Source organism: Streptomyces sp. NPDC049954 (assembly GCF_040656295.1).
Classification (GTDB): domain Bacteria; phylum Actinomycetota; class Actinomycetes; order Streptomycetales; family Streptomycetaceae; genus Streptomyces.
In genome coordinates this window covers 1-16,934 of the sequence record NZ_JBFALS010000022.1, presented here as the reverse complement: position 1 = coordinate 16,934, position 16,934 = coordinate 1, and the positions used below count along the sequence as shown (strand labels likewise).

Below are 16,934 nucleotides of genomic sequence, written 5' to 3'. Positions count from 1 at the left end.
TCCCACCGCCATGGACATGAACCGAGCGACTCTCCTCGGCCGGGCCGCGGGCCGGGCCACCACCGGCGCCGTCGCCCCGGCCGCGTCCCTCGCCGTCCTCACGGTCTGCGCGACCGTCCTCACGGCCTGCGGGACGGAACCGGCGGGCGGCGGAGCCGGACACGCGGGCGGCGGGGCGGGGGACAGCGCCACCGGCGCCGCCGTCAGCGACAGCGAGCCACCCGCGTACGCGGGGGTGCGCTGGAGCGTCGAGAGCGTCACGGCCGACGGGAAGCGCCACAGCGCGCCCGACGGTGCCCGCCTCGCCTTCGACACCTCGGCCCGTACGCCACGCGCCGAGGGCGACTACGGCTGCAACCGCTTCTCCTCGCCGGTCCGCTTCACCGACGAGCGGGGCGGACGGCTGAGGCTGAGTGAACCCGTCTCCACTCGCCGGGCCTGCGCGAAACCGGTGATGGACTTCGAGAAGAAGCTCTCCGGCCTGCTCACCGGCACCGAACTCACCGCGCACACCGGGCGGCAGACCGGTCCCGGCGCGGACCGGCTCACACTCACGAACCCGGAGGGCGACACCGTGACCCTGCGCGAGAGCCAGGACGAGAGCGGCGAGGCCGGCGAGTCCGCAGGACACGACGGCGGAGCGCCCTCCTCCGCGCCGCTCACCGGGACGACGTGGGAGATCACCCACCTCCTCGACGAGGACGGCGACCACACCCCTCGCGCGACCGGCGAGGCCCACTTCCGGGTCGCGCGGGACGGCACGGTGAGCGGCAGCCTCGGCTGCAACCGTTTCTCGGCACGCGCCGCGCTCGACGGTGACCGGCTGCGTCTCGACCGGCCAGTCACCACCCGCATGCTGTGCCAGGGCGGGGCGATGGACACCGAGAAGGCGCTGCTCAAGCTGTTCGCGGCCCCCCTGCGCCACGCGGTCGCCGACGGCACGCTGACCCTCACCGCCGGGAACGGCACCGGCCTGCGCGCCGTCCCCCGCACCTGAGGGCCGCCCGCCGCCACCCGGCCGGAACGGTCTGCCCGGGCCGCCCCGGCGCCTGCCGCATTCCGCGTTCCGTGCCCGCCCCGGCGCCCGCCGCGTCCCGCGTCCCGCGCCCGCCCCGTGAGACACCGCACACTCCCGGCCGTCCCGGCCCTCCCGGCCCACGGGACGGCCGGTGTCCCACGGGGCGCGGGAGCGGGGGCCCGAGGGTATGCGCGTAGACCGCCCGCCACCTGCGGGATCAGTCCCTGCGGCGCACCCGGTGCGGCGGGTGTCCGCGCAGGCCAGGCGGCTGCTGCGCCGGGCGTTCACCGGACAGGGTGGTCCCGTCCCCAATTCGGACCAGTGGTCGATCTCGCCTACACTCGGTTCCGTGCCACGTGGTGACGGTCTCCTCAATCATGACCTTCTCCCCGGAGAGAAAGGCCCCCAGGACGCTTGCGGCGTCTTCGGTGTCTGGGCTCCGGGTGAAGAGGTCGCCAAACTCACCTACTTCGGGCTGTACGCCCTCCAACACAGGGGCCAGGAGTCCGCGGGAATCGCGGTCAGCAATGGTTCCCAGATCCTCGTCTTCAAGGACATGGGGCTCGTGTCCCAGGTCTTCGACGAGACCTCTCTCAGCTCTCTCCAGGGTCATATCGCGGTGGGCCACGCCCGCTACTCCACCACCGGTGCCTCGGTGTGGGAGAACGCGCAGCCCACGTTCCGTGCCACCGCGCACGGCTCGATCGCCCTGGGGCACAACGGCAACCTGGTGAACACGGCGCAGCTCGCCGAGATGGTCGCCGACCTCCCCAAGGAGAACGGCCGGGCCACCCAGGTCGTCGCCACCAACGACACCGACCTCGTCACGGCCCTGCTCGCGGGCCAGACCGACGAGGAGGGCAAGCCGCTCACCGTCGAGCAGGCCGCGCCGAAGGTGCTGCCGCACGTGCGGGGCGCCTTCTCCCTCGTCTTCATGGACGAGAACACCCTCTACGCCGCCCGCGACCCGCAGGGCATCCGCCCGCTGGTCCTCGGCCGGCTGGAGCGCGGCTGGGTCGTCGCGAGCGAGAGCGCCGCTCTCGACATCTGCGGCGCCTCCTACGTCCGCGAGATCGAGCCGGGCGAGCTGGTCGCCATCGACCAGAACGGTCTGCGCACCAGCCGGTTCGCGGAAGCAAAGCCCAAGGGCTGCGTCTTCGAGTACGTCTACCTGGCGCGTCCCGACACCGACATCGCCGGGCGGAACGTCTACCTCTCCCGCGTGGAGATGGGCCGGCGGCTCGCGAAGGAAGCCCCCGCCGAGGCCGATCTCGTCATAGCGACCCCGGAGTCCGGGACCCCCGCCGCGATCGGGTACGCCGAGGCCAGCGGCATCCCGTTCGGCAGCGGGCTGGTGAAGAACGCCTATGTCGGCCGGACCTTCATCCAGCCGTCACAGACCATCCGCCAGCTCGGCATCCGGCTGAAGCTGAACCCCCTCAAGGAAGTCATCCGGGGCAAGCGCCTCGTGGTCGTGGACGACTCCATCGTCCGGGGGAACACCCAGCGCGCTCTCGTACGGATGCTGCGCGAGGCGGGCGCCGCCGAGGTCCACATCCGGATCTCCTCCCCGCCCGTGAAGTGGCCCTGCTTCTTCGGCATCGACTTCGCGACCCGCGCGGAACTCATCGCCAACGGCATGTCGCCCGAGGAGATCGGTACCTCGCTGGGCGCCGACTCGCTCGCGTACATCTCGACCGACGCGATGATCGAGGCGACCACGATCGACAAGCCCAACCTGTGCCGGGCCTGCTTCGACGGCGAGTACCCGATGGAGCTGCCCGACCCCGAGCTGCTCGGCAAGCAGCTCCTGGAGACGGAGCTGGCGGCGGGAGTGGCCGAGACCGCGGCCAGCGACGCCCTGCGCAGGCCCTGATCAGGAGCCTCTGAGCAGGCCCCGCACAGGACCGGGCCGGGACCACCGGATGTCAGCACCGGACATCGGGACCGGATCAGGCCCTGGGCAGGCTCCGAGCAGTGGCGCTCCCTCAGCGGTACGGAGTCCGGCCGGCGCCCTCGCGGCACCGGCGGATTCCGGCCCCGGACGATCCCCGGACTCCCGGACGACTCCCCGGGTCCCGGACCGGCCGGGTACCGACCGAAGCCCGGACCGACGACGTACCCGGACCGACGACGCAGACGAAAGACTTCACCCCATGCCCTCCTCACTGCCCTCCATGCCGCCCGTGCCCGAGACGAGCGGCGCCGCGGCCTCCTACAAGTCGGCGGGCGTCGACATCGAGGCCGGTGATCTCGCCGTCGAACTCATGAAGAAGTGGGTCAAGAAGGCCCAGCGTCCCGAGGTGCTCGGCGGGCTCGGCGGTTTCGCCGGCCTCTTCGACGCCTCCGCGCTGAAGCGGTACGAGCGTCCGCTGCTCGCCTCCGCGACGGACGGCGTCGGGACCAAAGTCGACCTCGCGCGCCGGCTCGGCGTCTACGACACGATCGGTCACGACCTGGTCGCGATGGTCATGGACGACATCGTGGTGTGCGGCGCGGAACCGCTGTTCATGACCGACTACATCTGTGTCGGCAAGGTCCACCCCGAGCGGATCGCCTCGATCGTGAAGGGCATCGCCGAGGGCTGCGTCCTCGCGGGCTGCGCCCTCGTCGGCGGGGAGACCGCCGAGCACCCGGGGCTGCTCGGCGCGGACGACTTCGACGTGGCCGGCGCCGGCACCGGGGTCGTCGAGGCCGACCGGCTGCTGGGCGCGGACCGTATCCGCGAGGGCGACGCGGTCATCGCGCTCGCCTCCTCGGGACTGCACTCCAACGGCTACTCGCTGGTCCGCCACGTCCTGCTGGAACGGGCCGGCCACTCGCTGGACCGTCGCTTCGAGGAGTTCGGCCGCACCCTGGGCGAGGAGCTGCTGGAGCCCACCAAGATCTACTCGCTGGACTGCCTGGCCCTCATGCGGACCTCCGAGGTGCACGCCTTCTCGCACGTCACCGGCGGCGGCCTCGCGGCCAACCTGGCGCGTGTCATCCCCGACGGGCTGCACGCCACGGTCGAGCGCTCGACCTGGACGCCCGCCCCGGTCTTCGACCTGGTCGGCCGCACGGGTGACGTCGAACGGCTCGAACTGGAGAAGACGCTGAACATGGGCGTCGGCATGTTCGCCGTCGTCCCGCCCGAGGCCGTCGAACCGGCCCTCGCGACCCTCGCCGACCGCGGCGTGGACGCCTGGGTGGCCGGCGAGATCACCGCTCGCGGGGAACACGCCACCGGCGCCGAACTGGTCGGCGACTACGCGGCGTGATCAGCGGGACCACGAGGTGAACAGCGGAAGCGGGGCCCCGTACCCGGGTACGGGGCCAGGCACCGGAGCGGGCACGGCGCACCGCCGCACCGCGCCATCGGCAGAGGCAACGCCGAAGCGGCGCACCGGCCGCGGACAGCGAAAAACGGCGTACGGCTCACAGCCCCACGCCGATGTCGCCGGCACCACTCACCCGTACCGCCCACAGCCGCACACCGCACGGGACGGATACCTCGGTACCGTCCTCAAGCAGCAGAGAACCCGGTCCGGGAGAGTGTCCCGGACCGGGTACCCGATCCATACGAGGTCAAGCGCCGCGGCGCTGCGAGGAGGACTGGCCCGACCCACCGTCGGAGTCGTCGTCGTCCTCTTCGTCGTTGTACAGATCCGCGTACTGTGCGTACGGGTCGTCTTCGTCGTCGTCGTCCTCGAACGGCTCCCTGTTCGGAGGCTGACTCGAAGTCGATGCGCCCAGCTCGCTGGCCAGACGCGACAGGTCAGTCCCGCCGCTGTTGTACTTCAGCTGGCGGGCGACCTTCGTCTGCTTGGCCTTGGCCCGGCCGCGCCCCATGGCTCGACCCCCTCGGTGACGGGGCTCGACGGCCCCAGAGTCTTGACACGCGTTCATGTTTCGGACAGGACCTCTCAAATGAGAGACCGTGCCCGTAGGGCTTCCACGGTACCTGCTTCAGCGGCCATCCGGTACGCCGCCCGCAGCACGCGCCCTGCCGCGCCGCCCGCCAGAAGCCCTTTCCTTGCTGGTCAGGTGCGATTTTAACCTCTTCTGAAGCGCCGACCCGCCGACCGGGGTGAGTCATGTCTCCCCTGCGTCTCCCGGGCGGACCTCCCACGTCCCACGAGGCCCGGACGGCGGGCCGGACCAGGCGCTTCCCGCACCCGGGCGGTCAGCCCCGGCGGGCCTCGGCCATCCGCTCCTCCGCGACGCGGTCGGCCGCGGCGGCCGGGGGAACCCCCGCCTCCTTTGCGGTCGCGAAGATTTGCAGGGTGGTGTCGAAGATCCTCGTGGCCTGGCTCTTGCAGCGCTCGAAGTCGAAGCCGTGCTGCTCGTCGGCCACCTGGATGACCCCGCCGGCGTTGACCACGTAGTCCGGGGCGTAGAGGACGCCCCGGTCGGCGAGGTCCTTCTCGACCCCCGGGTGAGCGAGCTGGTTGTTGGCCGCTCCGCACACCAGACGCGCGGTGAGCGCCCGCACGCTCGCGTCGTTCAGCGCTCCGCCCAGCGCGCAGGGCGCGTACACGTCCAGCCCCGGGGTGCGGATCAGCGTCGCGGTGTCGGCGGCGACCGTCACCCGGCCCGCGTGCCGCTCGACGACCCTGCGCACCGACTCCTCGCGCACGTCGGTCACGACGACCTCGGCGCCGTCCGCGAGCAGGTGGTCGACGAGGTGGTGGCCGACCTTCCCGACCCCGGCCACCCCGACCTTGCGGCCCCGCAGCGTCGGATCGCCCCACAGCTCCTGCGCCCCGGCCCGCATCCCCTGGAAGACCCCGTACGCGGTGAGCACCGAGGAGTCACCGGCCCCGCCGTTCTCCGGGGACCGCCCCGTCGTCCACGGATTGGTGCGGGCCACGACGTCCATGTCGGCCACGTAGGTGCCCACGTCGCACGCGGTCACGTACCGGCCACCGAGCGAGGCGACGGCCCGCCCGTAGGCGAGCAGCAGCTCCTCGGTCTTGACCGTGTCGGGGTCGCCGATGATGACGGCCTTGCCGCCGCCGTGCCGCAGACCGGCCAGCGCGTTCTTGTACGACATTCCGCGCGACAGGTTGAGGGCGTCGGCGACGGCCTCCTCGTCACTGGCGTAGGGGTAGAAACGGGTACCGCCCAGGGCGGGACCCAGGGCGGTGGAGTGCAGGGCGATGACGGCGCGCAGGCCGCTCTCCCTGTCCTGGCAGAGCACGACCTGCTCGTGGCCCCCCGCTTCGGTGCGGAAGAGCGTGTGCAGGACGCCGTCGGTCACGTCGGTCACGGTGGTGACTCCCCTGAGTTGGTGCGGCGGATGAACCGGTGTGGTGGTGCGCCACCCGCTCCCCGGCGGGTGGTGGAGAGCGTGTGACACGAGGCTAGAGCCTGTCGCGTGCCCTCGCGGGCGCAGTGTCGTGGATCACCCTCCGGGGTGCCGCACGCGTGGGACCATGGGCACGGTTGTGACCGGCGCACGGGTTTTCCGCTCCTGTGGCCGGGGAGGGGAGTGATCGTGCCCAAGGTGTCCTCGGTGGTCGTCCCCTACGCGTCCTACCTCCGCGTCTACGAGCCCCTCGCCGCCTTCCCCGAGGAGGAGAGGGGGCACTGGGAGCGCTACGCGCGCCGCCCCGAGCACCCCTCCTACCAGGAGGAACTGCGTCGTTCCCTGGCCGATCTGCTGCCCACCCCGCCGGTGCCCGTCCCGGTGCACGAGAGCGCCGACGCCTTCGTCGCCGAGCTCGACGGGGTCGTGTGCGTATGTCCCTGGCGGACCCGGCTGCGCGGCTGGCAGGCGCTGGGCACCCTCGCCGAGGAACTGCCCCGGCCGGTGCTCGACGCGGTGCTGCCACCGGTGGTGCGTCGGCAGGCGCGCGACGACTTCGAGCGCTGGCTCGAACGCAACCCGGACGCGCGCCCCTGGATCCGCACCGGTACCTGGCAGGTGCCGCTGAGCTGGTTCGTCCTGGTGACCGACACCGAGCGCGAGTACGAGAAGGGCGAGGGCGCCGGGGCGCCGGTGCTGCGCTACCGCACCCGCATGGTCGAGGCGCGCCGCCGCGTGGCCAGGGGCCTCAAGGTGCTGCGGGACAGCATCGAGGAGGGCGCCCTGATCGACGGCCTGGTGGACGTCGGCAGCTGGCTGGAGGAGTTCCATCCGCGTTCGCTCGTGGAACTCGACTACGGCGGTCTCGTGCACGCCCTGGCCGAGGAGCACTTGGCGCAGGACCGCTCGGCCGCCGACATGGCCGAGGCGCTCGCCGCGCTGCGCGACGACGATCCCGACACCGCCGGGGAGGCGTACGCCCGGCTCGTGGAGCGCTGGCGGTCGGTACGGGAGCGCCAGTTCGCGAGCTGACGCCCCGGTACGCCGGCCGGTTCGCTCCCACGCGCCCCCGCGAGGTTCCCAAAACCGCCCCGCCCGGGGGCAGTCGGTGAGCCGTTCCCTCCGGGGACAACCGTGATGGATCGCACTAACGGGGCCCCTTGCACTCTTCCCCACTCCTCGTGCCAAAATAGGACAAGGAGCCCGAGTAGGGCTCCTTCCGTTCGCTTGTGGGCGGTTTGCCGGGTATCGGCCGGGTAAGTGCGTTCGCGGGGGATCTGCTGGGTACTGATCTTGCTGTGACTGATCGTTACAGGCGGGTGACTGTCCGCTATGGGGCGGTCCATCGGCTTCCGCCGCTGATGGCCACCTGAGAGGGCAATTCCATCGGTTTGGCCGACGCGGCTGGACGGATGGTGTAGTTGTAGTGCCGAGGACAAGCCGTTCGTCCTATAACCGACTCGACCTTCGTCCGCCCATTTCGGGCAACGTGGGTCAAGGTGCAGAATTTAGAGGAATGAACCGAGAAGGTTCGGTTCTCCCGAGGAGGCCGCTCATGACCGCTCGCACCCCTGATGCCGAGCCGCTGCTGACCCCGGCTGAGGTCGCCACGATGTTCCGCGTCGACCCGAAGACGGTCACGCGCTGGGCGAAGGCTGGCAAGCTCACGTCGATCCGCACGCTCGGCGGACACCGCCGTTACCGCGAGACCGAGGTTCGCGCACTGCTCGCGGGTATTCCGCAGCAGCGCAGCGAGGCCTGACGTCCCGCACAAACCCGCTGTACCGGGCGTTTTCGGGTCCCCCAACCCGTTGCTCCCATCCTTTGCAGTACCTCAGCACCACCTTTGCTCGACCGACGTCGGCGCCTGCCCCAACAGGTGCCTCTGCCGCAGTCATTGGGTACGTCATGGATCGCGCTGGACTCCGCCGGGTCCAGCGCGATTTTTTTGTGCCCGCGGCGGGCCGGCCCGGTCCTCCGCTTCTGTGCGGAACTGTGCGGACGCGGTCGGCGCGGGTGCGCGGGGCTGGTGGTGACCGGGGGTCTCTGCGCGGGTCTGTGGTCTGTGAGGGGGGTTCGGGCGGTGTGGGGCGAACACCCTCACACACCCGTGCAATTGCACATATTAAATTGACCCTATGTAGGTGTGGGGTAAATTCCTTGGTTTCAAAAACTGATGCGGTGACACCCGTCACATGTCATGACACTTGTGGCATGTGCGGGCAGTCGGCTAATGGGGTCGGCCGCTCCGTCTCGTGACTCGTTCCCGGACTCGCTCCCGAGGGCTCCTGCTGAGGACTGTGCTGGGGACTGTGCTGAGGGAAGACTTACCAGGCACCCCCTCCGGTGCGGCCGTCTCCCGGCTCAATGTCACTCGTTGGGGGGACTTTCGCCTCTCTCCTCTTCCCAGCGGCCGTGCGGGGCGCTCACGGCGTCCTGGGGACCTTCGAGGGCGACGGGTGGCGTCTGACGGGCCGTCGGGTCCTCCACGGGCGCTCTGGAGGGCTCAGGGGTGGTCCCTGTGGCCCGCTCGGGCGCCCGGCGGCCCGGGGCGGGCTCCATGGCCAGGCGCAGCAGCCGGTGGCACACGGGACAGTGCCGGGTCACGTGGCGCCGGCCGGAAGCGGCGGCCAGGTGAGCCCGGAGGAGCGCGCGCGTCTCGTGCCGCGCAGAAGGAGCCGTCATGCGTCCACCTCCCAGGGCCCGCCACCCGGGAGGGCCTCTGCCTCCGGAGTACCCGCCCCGTCGGCAGGTGGTCAAGACAAGGAGTGGTCAAGCGGGTCAAGCCCGGGAATGGTCCGTACCGCAGCGCTCCCGACAGCCCTCTGCGGTACGACGCGCGACCCGGCGGACACGTCCTTGGCCCGCCCCTGGGAACAGGCCCCGGGACGCCCCCGGGGACACGCGAAAGGCCCGCCACCGAAGTGACGGGCCTTTCGACTACTGCGGTCCTGACGGGATTTGAACCCGCGGCCTCCACCTTGACAGGGTGGCGAGCACTCCAAACTGCTCCACAGGACCTTGCGTACTGCCGTACTGCTGTGCCGCTCTCGCTGCGATGTTCGCCGCGCTGTGCTGCGAGAAGGACTCTACAGCAGTCCCGGCCCCCTGGTCGAACTCGCGCAGCGTGAGCGTCCCGGCACGCCCGCGCGGTGCCGGGACGGGCCGCGCGAGACGGCTCGGAAGACCGGGCGGGACGGCCCCGAGGGCTCAGGGGGCCGCCGCGTCGATGGCCTTCACGATGCGCTTGTCGGAGACCGGGTACGCCGTGCCGAGGGCGTGCGCGAAGTAGCTGACCCGCAGCTCCTCGATCATCCAGCGGATGTCCCTGACCTCCTGCGGCACCGGACGGCCCGGCGGCAGCTGCTCCAGCAGCCACGCGTACTCGTCGCGCATCTCGCGGACCTTCTCCATACGCGTCGTGTCGCGCTGCGCGCCCGTCGGCATCTGCTGGAGCCTGCGGTCGGCCGCGATCAGGTACCGCATGAGGTCCGGCAGCCGGCGCAGCCCCGTCGCCGTGACGAAGCCGGGGAAGACGAGCGCGTCCAACTGCTCCCGTACGTCGCCGAGGTTGGCGAGCAGGGCCGGGCTGCGCGTCGACTTCAGGCGCCGCTCGCAGGCCTGCCAGGCGGCCAGCACCTGCTGGACCTGCCCGACCGTGCGGACGGTCGTGTCGACGATCTCCGCGCGCACCCGGTCGTACAGCTTGCGGTACGACTCCTCGTCCCAGGCCGGTCCGCCGAAGTCCCCGATCAGCTTGTCGGCCGCCGCCGTCGCGCAGTCCTCGAACAGCTTCTGCGTGGAGCCGTGCGGGTTCGCGGACAGGGCGAGCTTCTGCGGGTTGGTGAGCTTGTCGGAGGCGAACTTCGCCGGGTTCACCGGGATGTTGCGCAGGATCAGCCGACGCGTACCGCGCCACATCGCCTGCCGCTGCTCGGCCTCGGTGTCGAAGAGACGCACGGCGACCGTGTCGCCCTCGTCGACGAGCGCCGGATACGCCTTGACCGGCTGACCGGCCCGCTTCGTCTCGAAGACGCGGCTGAGCGTGCCGATCGTCCAGTCGGTCAGGCCGGTGCGCTCGATCGCGGCGCCACCCGTGCGCTCCGCCGTCGCGGCGGCCGCCTGCGACAGGGCCTGGCGCGCCTTGGGCCGCAGCCGCAGCTTGAGCGCTTCGAGGTCCTTGTCCTCGGCGAGCTTGCGGCGCCGCTCGTCCACGATCCGGAAGGTGATCTTCAGGTGCTCGGGGACCCGGCTCAGGTCGAAGTCCTCGGCCGTGACCGGGACGCCCACCATCTGCTGGAGGCCGCGCGCGAGCGCCGCCGGCAGCGGCGCGGACAGCGGCGTCGCCTTCGCCAGGAAACGCTGGGCGAAGTTCGGCGCCGGGACGTAGTTGCGGCGGACCGGCTTCGGCAGGGAGCGGATCAGCTCGGTCACCAGGTCCTCGCGCAGCCCCGGGATCTGCCAGTCGAAGCCGTCGCCGGTGACCTGGTTGAGCACCTGGAGCGGGATGTGGACGGTCACGCCGTCCGCGTCCGCGCCCGGCTCGAACTGGTAGGTCACCCGGAACGTGAGCGCTCCCTGGCGCCACGCGTCCGGGTAGTCGTCCTTGGTGATCGCCCCGGCGGCGTCCGTCATGAGCATGGACCGCTCGAAGTCGAGCAGCTCCGGCTCCTCATGGCGCTTGTGCTTCCACCACGAGTCGAAGTGCGCCCCGGACACGACGTGTTCGGGTACGCGCTCGTCGTAGAAGTCGTACAGCGTCTCGTCGTCGACGAGGATGCCGCGCCGCCGCGCCCGGTGCTCCAGCTCCTCGACCTCGGTCAGCAGCCGCCGGTTGTCGGCGTAGAACTTGTGGTGGGTGCGCCAGTCGCCCTCGACCAGGGCGTTGCGGATGAACAGCTCGCGGGACACCTCGGGGTCGATGCGCCCGTAGTTGACCTTGCGCTGGGCGACGAGCGGCACGCCGTACAGCGTGACCTTCTCGTACGCCATGACGGCCGCCTGGTCCTTCTCCCAGTGCGGCTCGCTGTACGTGCGCTTGAGCAGGTGCTCCGCGAGCGGCTCGACCCACTCGGGCTCGATCCGGGCGTTGACGCGGGCCCACAGCCGCGAGGTCTCCACCAGCTCGGCGGACATCAGCAGCCGCGGCGGCTTCTTGAACAGCGCCGAGCCCGGGAAGACGGCGAACTTCGCGCCGCGCGCCCCGATGTACTCGTTCCTGCCCCGCGCCTCCTTGGCCTTCGCGGCCGGGTCCTTCGCGGTGGACTCCTTCACGTCCTTGAGCCCGATGTGCGAGAGCAGACCGGCCAGCAGCGAGATGTGGACCTGCTGCTCGGGGGAGTCGTCCTCGTTGATCCGCAGATCCATCTGCTTCGCGACGGACCGCAGCTGGGTGTAGATGTCCTGCCACTCGCGAATCCGGAGGTAGTTCAGGTATTCGCTCTTGCACATCCGGCGGAACGCGGAGGAGGACAGCGTCTTCTGCTGCTCGCGCACGTACCGCCACAGGTTGAGGAAGGCCAGGAAGTCGCTCGTCTCGTCGCGGAAACGGGCGTGCTGCTGGTCGGCCTGGGCCTGCTTCTCGCTGGGCCGCTCGCGCGGGTCCTGGATGGAGAGGGCGGCGGCGATGACCATGACCTCGCGGACACAGCCGTTGCGGTCCGCCTCCAGGACCATCCGGGCCAGCCGCGGGTCCACCGGCAGCTGCGCCAGTTTGCGGCCGGTCGGGGTGAGCCTCTTGCGCGCGTCCTTCTGCGCGGGGTCGAGCGCGCCCAGTTCCTGGAGGAGCTGGACACCGTCGCGGATGTTGCGGTGGTCCGGCGGGTCGATGAACGGGAACTTCTCGATCTCGCCGAGCCCCGCCGAGGTCATCTGGAGGATGACGGAGGCCAGGTTGGTGCGCAGGATCTCCGCGTCGGTGAACTCGGGCCGGGACGCGAAGTCCTCCTCCGAGTACAGCCGGACGCAGATGCCGTCCGAGGTACGGCCGCACCGGCCCTTGCGCTGGTTGGCGCTGGCCTGCGAGATCGCCTCGATCGGCAGCCGCTGCACCTTCGTACGGTGGCTGTAGCGCGAGATGCGCGCGGTGCCAGGGTCGATCACGTACTTGATGCCGGGGACGGTCAGCGAGGTCTCCGCGACGTTCGTCGCGAGCACGACGCGGCGGGTCGTACTGCCCTGCGGGCGGCGGAAGACGCGGTTCTGCTCGGCGTTGGACAGCCGCGCGTACAGCGGCAGGATCTCCGTGTACGGCAGCTTCTTCTTCTCCAGCGCGTCCGCCGTGTCGCGGATCTCGCGCTCCCCGGAGAGGAAGACGAGGATGTCGCCCTTGCCCTCGCCGCGCAGCTCGTCGACGGCGTCGGCGATCGCGGTCACCTGGTCGCGGTCCGGCTCCGCCGCGTTCGCGGCGTCTTCCGCGAGCAGCGGCCGGTAGCGCACCTCGACCGGGTACGTACGGCCGGAGACCTCGACGATCGGGGCGTCGCCGAAGTGGCGCGAGAACCGCTGCGGGTCGATCGTCGCCGAGGTGATGACGAGCTTCAGGTCGGGGCGCTTGGGCAGCAGCTGGGCGAGGTAGCCCAGCAGGAAGTCGATGTTGAGACTGCGCTCGTGGGCCTCGTCGATGATGATCGTGTCGTAGGCGCGCAGCTCGCGGTCGGTCTGGATCTCGGCGAGCAGGATGCCGTCCGTCATGAGCTTGACGAAGGTGTCGGAGCCGACCTGGTCGGTGAAGCGGACCTTCCAGCCGACGGCCTCGCCGAGCGGGGTGTCCAGCTCGCTCGCGACGCGTTCGGCGACCGTGCGGGCCGCGAGCCGGCGCGGCTGGGTGTGGCCGATCATGCCCCGCACCCCGCGCCCGAGCTCCAGGCAGATCTTCGGGATCTGGGTCGTCTTCCCCGAGCCCGTCTCCCCGGCGACGATCACGACCTGGTGGTCGCGGATCGCCTCCAGGATGTCGTCCTTCTTCTGGCTGACCGGGAGCTGCCCGGGATACGTGACCCGGGGCACGCGCCCGGCGCGCTCCGCCATGCGGCGCGCGCCCCGGTCGATCTCGCCCTCGATCTCGGCGAGCACGGCGGCCTGCGCCTCCGGCTTGCGGATGCGGCGGGCTCCTTCGAGCCTGCGGCCCAGCCGGTGGGCGTCGCGCAGGGACAGTTCGGTCAGACGCGGCGCGAGAGCGCTGCTCGACGGGGCGGGGGCAGGCTGCGTAGACATACGTACTCCAGGATCGCACCAACCGCGCGGACGCGGCGAACGCATTTCGCGCGCACCGGCGCGGCGAGGCTGCCGACTGCTTCCGGGGCCCGGACCCCGGACCGCTGCCGGCGTGGATGACCACTACTGACGTGAATACCGCCGTGAACGCGACTGAGCCCCCCGTCGGTAACGGGGGGCTCACTCTGCGGTGGCTGGGGCCGGGATCGAACCGGCGACCTATCGCTTTTCAGGCGATCGCTCGTACCAACTGAGCTACCCAGCCACGCGGCCCACGAGGAACCGCAGCGGTCCTGACGGGATTTGAACCCGCGGCCTCCACCTTGACAGGGTGGCGAGCACTCCAAACTGCTCCACAGGACCTCGCACACGCGACACTACTCTGCCACATGCGTCCACTCAGGGTGAAGCGCGTCCCGGGCGGGATGCGCACCCGAAGTCGTTCTTCCGCATCGAGCCGCATGCGGCTCGATCACCGCCACGCCCGCCGTGGACGTGGCGCGCCGCCGATGGGTGTCCCCGCGCCTGGGCTGGCTCTGTACGTTATCGTGTACGTCATGAAGACGATGAGTGTCACCGAGCTGCGCGCCGGTATCGCCGACGCCCTCGACGCGGTCGAGGACGACGCCGAGGAGCTCGTGATCACCCGAGCTGGTCATGAGCCCATGGTCGTCGTCTCACTTGCCGAGTACGAGGCGCTGAAGGAGACCGACTACCTGTTGAGGTCGCCTGCGATGGCGGAGCGGCTGCGCAGGTCTATCGAGCAAGATCGCGCGGGTGGGGGCTGCGTCCGCGGACTGGTCGATTCCGATGACGAGTCCGGGCAGGGCACCGCGTGAAGGTGCTGTTCCTCGACGACGGCTGGAGCGACTACCTGTGGTGGCAGGTGAATGATCGAAAACTGCTGAAGCGGGTCAACCAGCTCATCACCGACATCGACCGGAACGGCCACGAGGGGATCGGCAAACCCGAGCCGCTGCGCAACGACCTCTCCGGCTACTGGTCGCGTCGCATCAACTCAGAACATCGGCTGGTGTACCGCATCGATGAGGACGACGTCATTCACGTCGTTGCATGTCGCTTCCACTACGAAAGGTGAGGCGCGGCCGGTACCGATGAGGTTGGTGTCCGGCCGGGCCGGAGCCTGCGTCCCTGACCGCGGCGCGGCGGCGCTGACCGCGCGGGGAGCGCGACCAGGTCCGCCCGGGTCCCTTGGCCAGTGTGGAGGTGGCGCGACATGGCGATGACGTGTGCGGCGGCGCGCAGCCCGCTGCCGCCGCCGTCGACCACGATGCCGGCCAGATCCCAGCCGAGCGTCATCGGCAGCGGCGGCGTCCCTTCACCGATGGCTCCCTCCCGCGTGTTGTCGTCGACGGGATTGATGCTGGTCGCTATGCCCGGATCAGTACCTCTCCGAGGCCGGGCTCGGGCTGTTCGGGCAGGTCGAGGGCCACAATGCCGCCGCCGTTGCCGCCTGGCTGGCGTGTTCAGGACGTCGGCAGGGATGCCAGAGGTCTTCCTGCGCCTGCCGATGGGGCTATTCGGCGACTCGGGCCAGCATGCTGTCCTCATCCGGGGCGAGGTCCGCACCCCTGGCGCCGGCCAAGGCTGCCGCTGTGGCGTGGCTGCGCTCGGCCAGATGGGCGGGCAGGGCGGCGCGTCCAGTGAGCCAGGCGGCGACATCCGGGAGCAGGCCGACGATGAGCGAGCTGTAGGGGTCGGTGTAGTAGTCGCGGATGCTCGCCGCCGCGTAGCTGAGCCGGTGCGGGCTGCAGGCGTAGGCGAGTTCGGGGAAGCCGTCGATGTGCCAGGAGCGCGCGAGATCTTCGTACAGCTCCCGCTCGCTGGGTGGCTGGTCTTCCTCGGTGATCGGATGGCCGTCCGGGATGGCGCTCCGGCCGCCTCGGTGCTCGGCGCGCCAGGCCGCGAACTCCTCGGCCCAGGCGTCCAATCCGGCGGGGGGCGGGGTGGACGTGGCCTTGCCGATGTGGGGTGAGTTCCTGAGTTCCGCGGCCAGCCGCCGACAGCGGTGGAACTCGGCGAACTGGTGCTCGTCCTCCCCGCCGGGGTGCAGGAAGTCGGGCGGGGACGGCAGTAGCCGGGCAGCGAGGAACCGGTCGGTGACCGGGGTGAACTCGTCGGCGTGGGTGGCCTCCTGGCCGGCGCCGTCCCGCCAGGCGGTCAGGGCCGTGGCCGGGTCGGGGAAGTAACCCGAGCCGACGGTGAAGGCGTCGGTCGTGCAGGCGTCGACGTCCCACAGATACCAGCGGTCGGGGCCGCCGTCGGGGTCGGTGAACGGCGCGGTGATCGCGAACCGGGTGCCGTAGCCGTCGCGGCACCACAGGGCCGCCCCCTGCGGCTCGCACTTCAGCGCGTCCGGGGTGTGCGGGCCGACGGCCGCGTCCAGGGAACGCGCGAGCCGGCCGATGGCGAGCACGAGGCCGTCTGGAACCGGGGTGGCGCTGATCCGGGCGGCGGCCACCAGGAGCCGGTGCAGACTCTCCCTCTCCTGACGGGGGGCCTCGGCGCTCGCCGCCGCCCGGCCGACCAGGGCGTTGGTCAGGACAGGCAGCAGGTGCTCGGGTCCGTAGCGCTGCAGCGGGTCGACATCGTCCGGCCGCTGCGACCTTTCGAGCGGGCGCTCGTGGCTGAGCAGCTCACCCATACGCAGACACAGGGCGTCCTCGGTCGCACGGGGCGACGTCGTGAGCTGGAGCAGGCTCTCGATGACGACTGCCGCCTCGCGACCCGCGCGTCGCTCACGCTGCGCGTCGAGTCGTCGCCGCTGCTCGCTGAACCCGCCGAACAGGCCGTCGACGAAAGGCTCGTGACGCTGCGCCGGCACGGCCGCGGCCTCCTGCGCGGCGGCTGCGCGCAGGGCGGGGTTGCCCGACCGGCTCGCGCCGGTCTTGGCGGGCTTCTTGGACTTCTTACGGGACTTGGAGACGGCCATGCGGAGAGCCTAGTCAGCTGAGGTGCCGCAGGGGCCCGCAGCCGGCCGTTCACCCGTGCGGGTGCCGCCGTGCCGGTCTTTGCCGCGGTACGCGATGGTGCTGCGCAATTCCGGAGGGCGGCCGGGCAGGCGCCCTCGACCTACGACAGCGGTCTACGGATCGGGGCCGTCAGGCACAAGGTCAGGAACGCCGTACAGGTGCTCCGGGCGGCGGTATGTACGGCCCCGGCCAGAAGCAGCCGTCGAACGGGCCGGCCTCGGTGAGCCGCGGGACGTGCTCGCTGCGCTGCTCGGCGGAGTCGGCGGCGGCCTCGGTGAGCGCGCGGGCCTGGCGTACGCCGAAGGGAATGTCGGCGCTGTCAGCTAGTAGGGCTTGGTCAGGTCGGAGTGAGTGTGGGTATGTCGCGGTGGCAGGTGGGGCAGGCGCCGGTCCATGTCGCGAGGAGGAGCTGTAGCTC

12 protein-coding genes and 3 tRNA genes are annotated in these 16,934 nt (G+C 71.0%); 7 read left to right on the top strand and 8 right to left on the bottom strand.

Annotation, left to right across the window (positions count from 1 at the left end):
• Positions 1-16 precede the first annotated feature (16 nt).
• From AB0J21_RS31750 to purM, 3 genes are all read left to right on the top strand, one after another.
• Positions 17-997 (top strand): META domain-containing protein, encoded by a 981-nt coding sequence (locus AB0J21_RS31750; RefSeq protein ID WP_363149621.1) that lies wholly within the window; start codon positions 17-19, stop codon positions 995-997.
• A gap of 370 nt (positions 998-1,367) precedes the next feature.
• On the top strand, positions 1,368-2,894 hold the full coding sequence (gene purF / locus AB0J21_RS31745) for an amidophosphoribosyltransferase (protein ID WP_363149620.1): 1,527 nt from the start codon (positions 1,368-1,370) through the stop codon (positions 2,892-2,894).
• 280 nt (positions 2,895-3,174) lie between these two features.
• Positions 3,175-4,278 (top strand): phosphoribosylformylglycinamidine cyclo-ligase, encoded by a 1,104-nt coding sequence (gene purM, locus AB0J21_RS31740; protein WP_363149619.1) that lies wholly within the window; start codon positions 3,175-3,177, stop codon positions 4,276-4,278.
• Positions 4,279-4,585: 307 nt separating this feature from the next.
• On the opposite strand, the gene AB0J21_RS31735 is transcribed toward purM, so the two are convergent.
• Complete coding sequence (locus tag AB0J21_RS31735) at positions 4,586-4,849, bottom strand: DUF3073 domain-containing protein (RefSeq protein WP_363149618.1); 264 nt, start codon at positions 4,847-4,849, stop codon at positions 4,586-4,588.
• Positions 4,850-5,183: 334 nt separating this feature from the next.
• Positions 5,184-6,269, bottom strand: a complete 1,086-nt coding sequence (locus tag AB0J21_RS31730; RefSeq protein WP_363149617.1) for a Glu/Leu/Phe/Val dehydrogenase dimerization domain-containing protein — start codon at positions 6,267-6,269, stop codon at positions 5,184-5,186.
• A 228-nt stretch (positions 6,270-6,497) separates the two neighbouring features.
• Here AB0J21_RS31730 and AB0J21_RS31725 point away from each other — a divergent pair, with 228 nt between their 5' ends.
• Positions 6,498-7,340 carry a hypothetical protein gene (locus AB0J21_RS31725; protein ID WP_363149616.1) on the top strand — a complete coding sequence of 281 codons (843 nt, stop codon included), beginning with the start codon at positions 6,498-6,500 and terminating at the stop codon, positions 7,338-7,340.
• Positions 7,341-7,863: 523 nt separating this feature from the next.
• The gene (bldC, locus tag AB0J21_RS31720) at positions 7,864-8,070 is read left to right on the top strand and encodes a developmental transcriptional regulator BldC (RefSeq protein WP_179813968.1); all 207 of its coding nucleotides are present in this window, start codon (positions 7,864-7,866) and stop codon (positions 8,068-8,070) included.
• A 608-nt stretch (positions 8,071-8,678) separates the two neighbouring features.
• On the opposite strand, the gene AB0J21_RS31715 is transcribed toward bldC, so the two are convergent.
• The 5 genes from AB0J21_RS31715 to AB0J21_RS31695 form a co-directional block, all read right to left on the bottom strand.
• Positions 8,679-8,993, bottom strand: a complete 315-nt coding sequence (locus tag AB0J21_RS31715; protein WP_363149615.1) for a DUF6274 family protein — start codon at positions 8,991-8,993, stop codon at positions 8,679-8,681.
• A gap of 261 nt (positions 8,994-9,254) precedes the next feature.
• Positions 9,255-9,329, bottom strand: a tRNA-Asp gene (locus AB0J21_RS31710).
• Positions 9,330-9,518: 189 nt separating this feature from the next.
• Complete coding sequence (gene hrpA, locus AB0J21_RS31705) at positions 9,519-13,523, bottom strand: ATP-dependent RNA helicase HrpA (protein ID WP_363149614.1); 4,005 nt, start codon at positions 13,521-13,523, stop codon at positions 9,519-9,521.
• Between the two features lie 191 nt (positions 13,524-13,714).
• Positions 13,715-13,788, bottom strand: a tRNA-Phe gene (locus AB0J21_RS31700).
• 23 nt (positions 13,789-13,811) lie between these two features.
• Positions 13,812-13,886: transfer RNA gene (locus AB0J21_RS31695), tRNA-Asp, on the bottom strand.
• 194 nt (positions 13,887-14,080) lie between these two features.
• On the opposite strand from AB0J21_RS31695, the gene AB0J21_RS31690 reads away from it, so the two are divergent.
• Together AB0J21_RS31690 and AB0J21_RS31685 are read left to right on the top strand one after the other, a co-directional pair.
• Positions 14,081-14,362 carry a type II toxin-antitoxin system prevent-host-death family antitoxin gene (locus tag AB0J21_RS31690; RefSeq protein ID WP_363149613.1) on the top strand — a complete coding sequence of 94 codons (282 nt, stop codon included), beginning with the start codon at positions 14,081-14,083 and terminating at the stop codon, positions 14,360-14,362.
• A complete protein-coding gene (locus AB0J21_RS31685; RefSeq protein ID WP_363149612.1) occupies positions 14,359-14,622 on the top strand; it encodes a Txe/YoeB family addiction module toxin in 264 nt (87 codons plus the stop codon). The genes AB0J21_RS31690 and AB0J21_RS31685 overlap by 4 nt, the downstream gene beginning before the upstream one ends.
• Positions 14,623-15,060: 438 nt before the next feature.
• Here AB0J21_RS31685 and AB0J21_RS31680 read toward each other — a convergent pair whose 3' ends face one another.
• Positions 15,061-16,476 (bottom strand): hypothetical protein, encoded by a 1,416-nt coding sequence (locus AB0J21_RS31680; protein ID WP_363149611.1) that lies wholly within the window; start codon positions 16,474-16,476, stop codon positions 15,061-15,063.
• Positions 16,477-16,934: the final 458 nt, after the last annotated feature.

Excerpts from the sequence above, each read along its gene's own strand:
- AB0J21_RS31680 (WP_363149611.1), bottom strand. The coding sequence starts at position 16,476 with ATGGCCGTCTCCAAGTCCCGTAAGAAGTCCAAGAAGCCCGCCAAGACC.
- bldC (WP_179813968.1), top strand. The coding sequence starts at position 7,864 with ATGACCGCTCGCACCCCTGATGCCGAGCCGCTGCTGACCCCGGCTGAG.
- purM (WP_363149619.1), top strand. The coding sequence starts at position 3,175 with ATGCCCTCCTCACTGCCCTCCATGCCGCCCGTGCCCGAGACGAGCGGC.
- AB0J21_RS31690 (WP_363149613.1), top strand. The coding sequence starts at position 14,081 with ATGAAGACGATGAGTGTCACCGAGCTGCGCGCCGGTATCGCCGACGCC.
- AB0J21_RS31735 (WP_363149618.1), bottom strand. The coding sequence starts at position 4,849 with ATGGGGCGCGGCCGGGCCAAGGCCAAGCAGACGAAGGTCGCCCGCCAG.
- hrpA (WP_363149614.1), bottom strand. The coding sequence starts at position 13,523 with ATGTCTACGCAGCCTGCCCCCGCCCCGTCGAGCAGCGCTCTCGCGCCG.
- AB0J21_RS31715 (WP_363149615.1), bottom strand. The coding sequence starts at position 8,993 with ATGACGGCTCCTTCTGCGCGGCACGAGACGCGCGCGCTCCTCCGGGCT.
- AB0J21_RS31750 (WP_363149621.1), top strand. The coding sequence starts at position 17 with ATGAACCGAGCGACTCTCCTCGGCCGGGCCGCGGGCCGGGCCACCACC.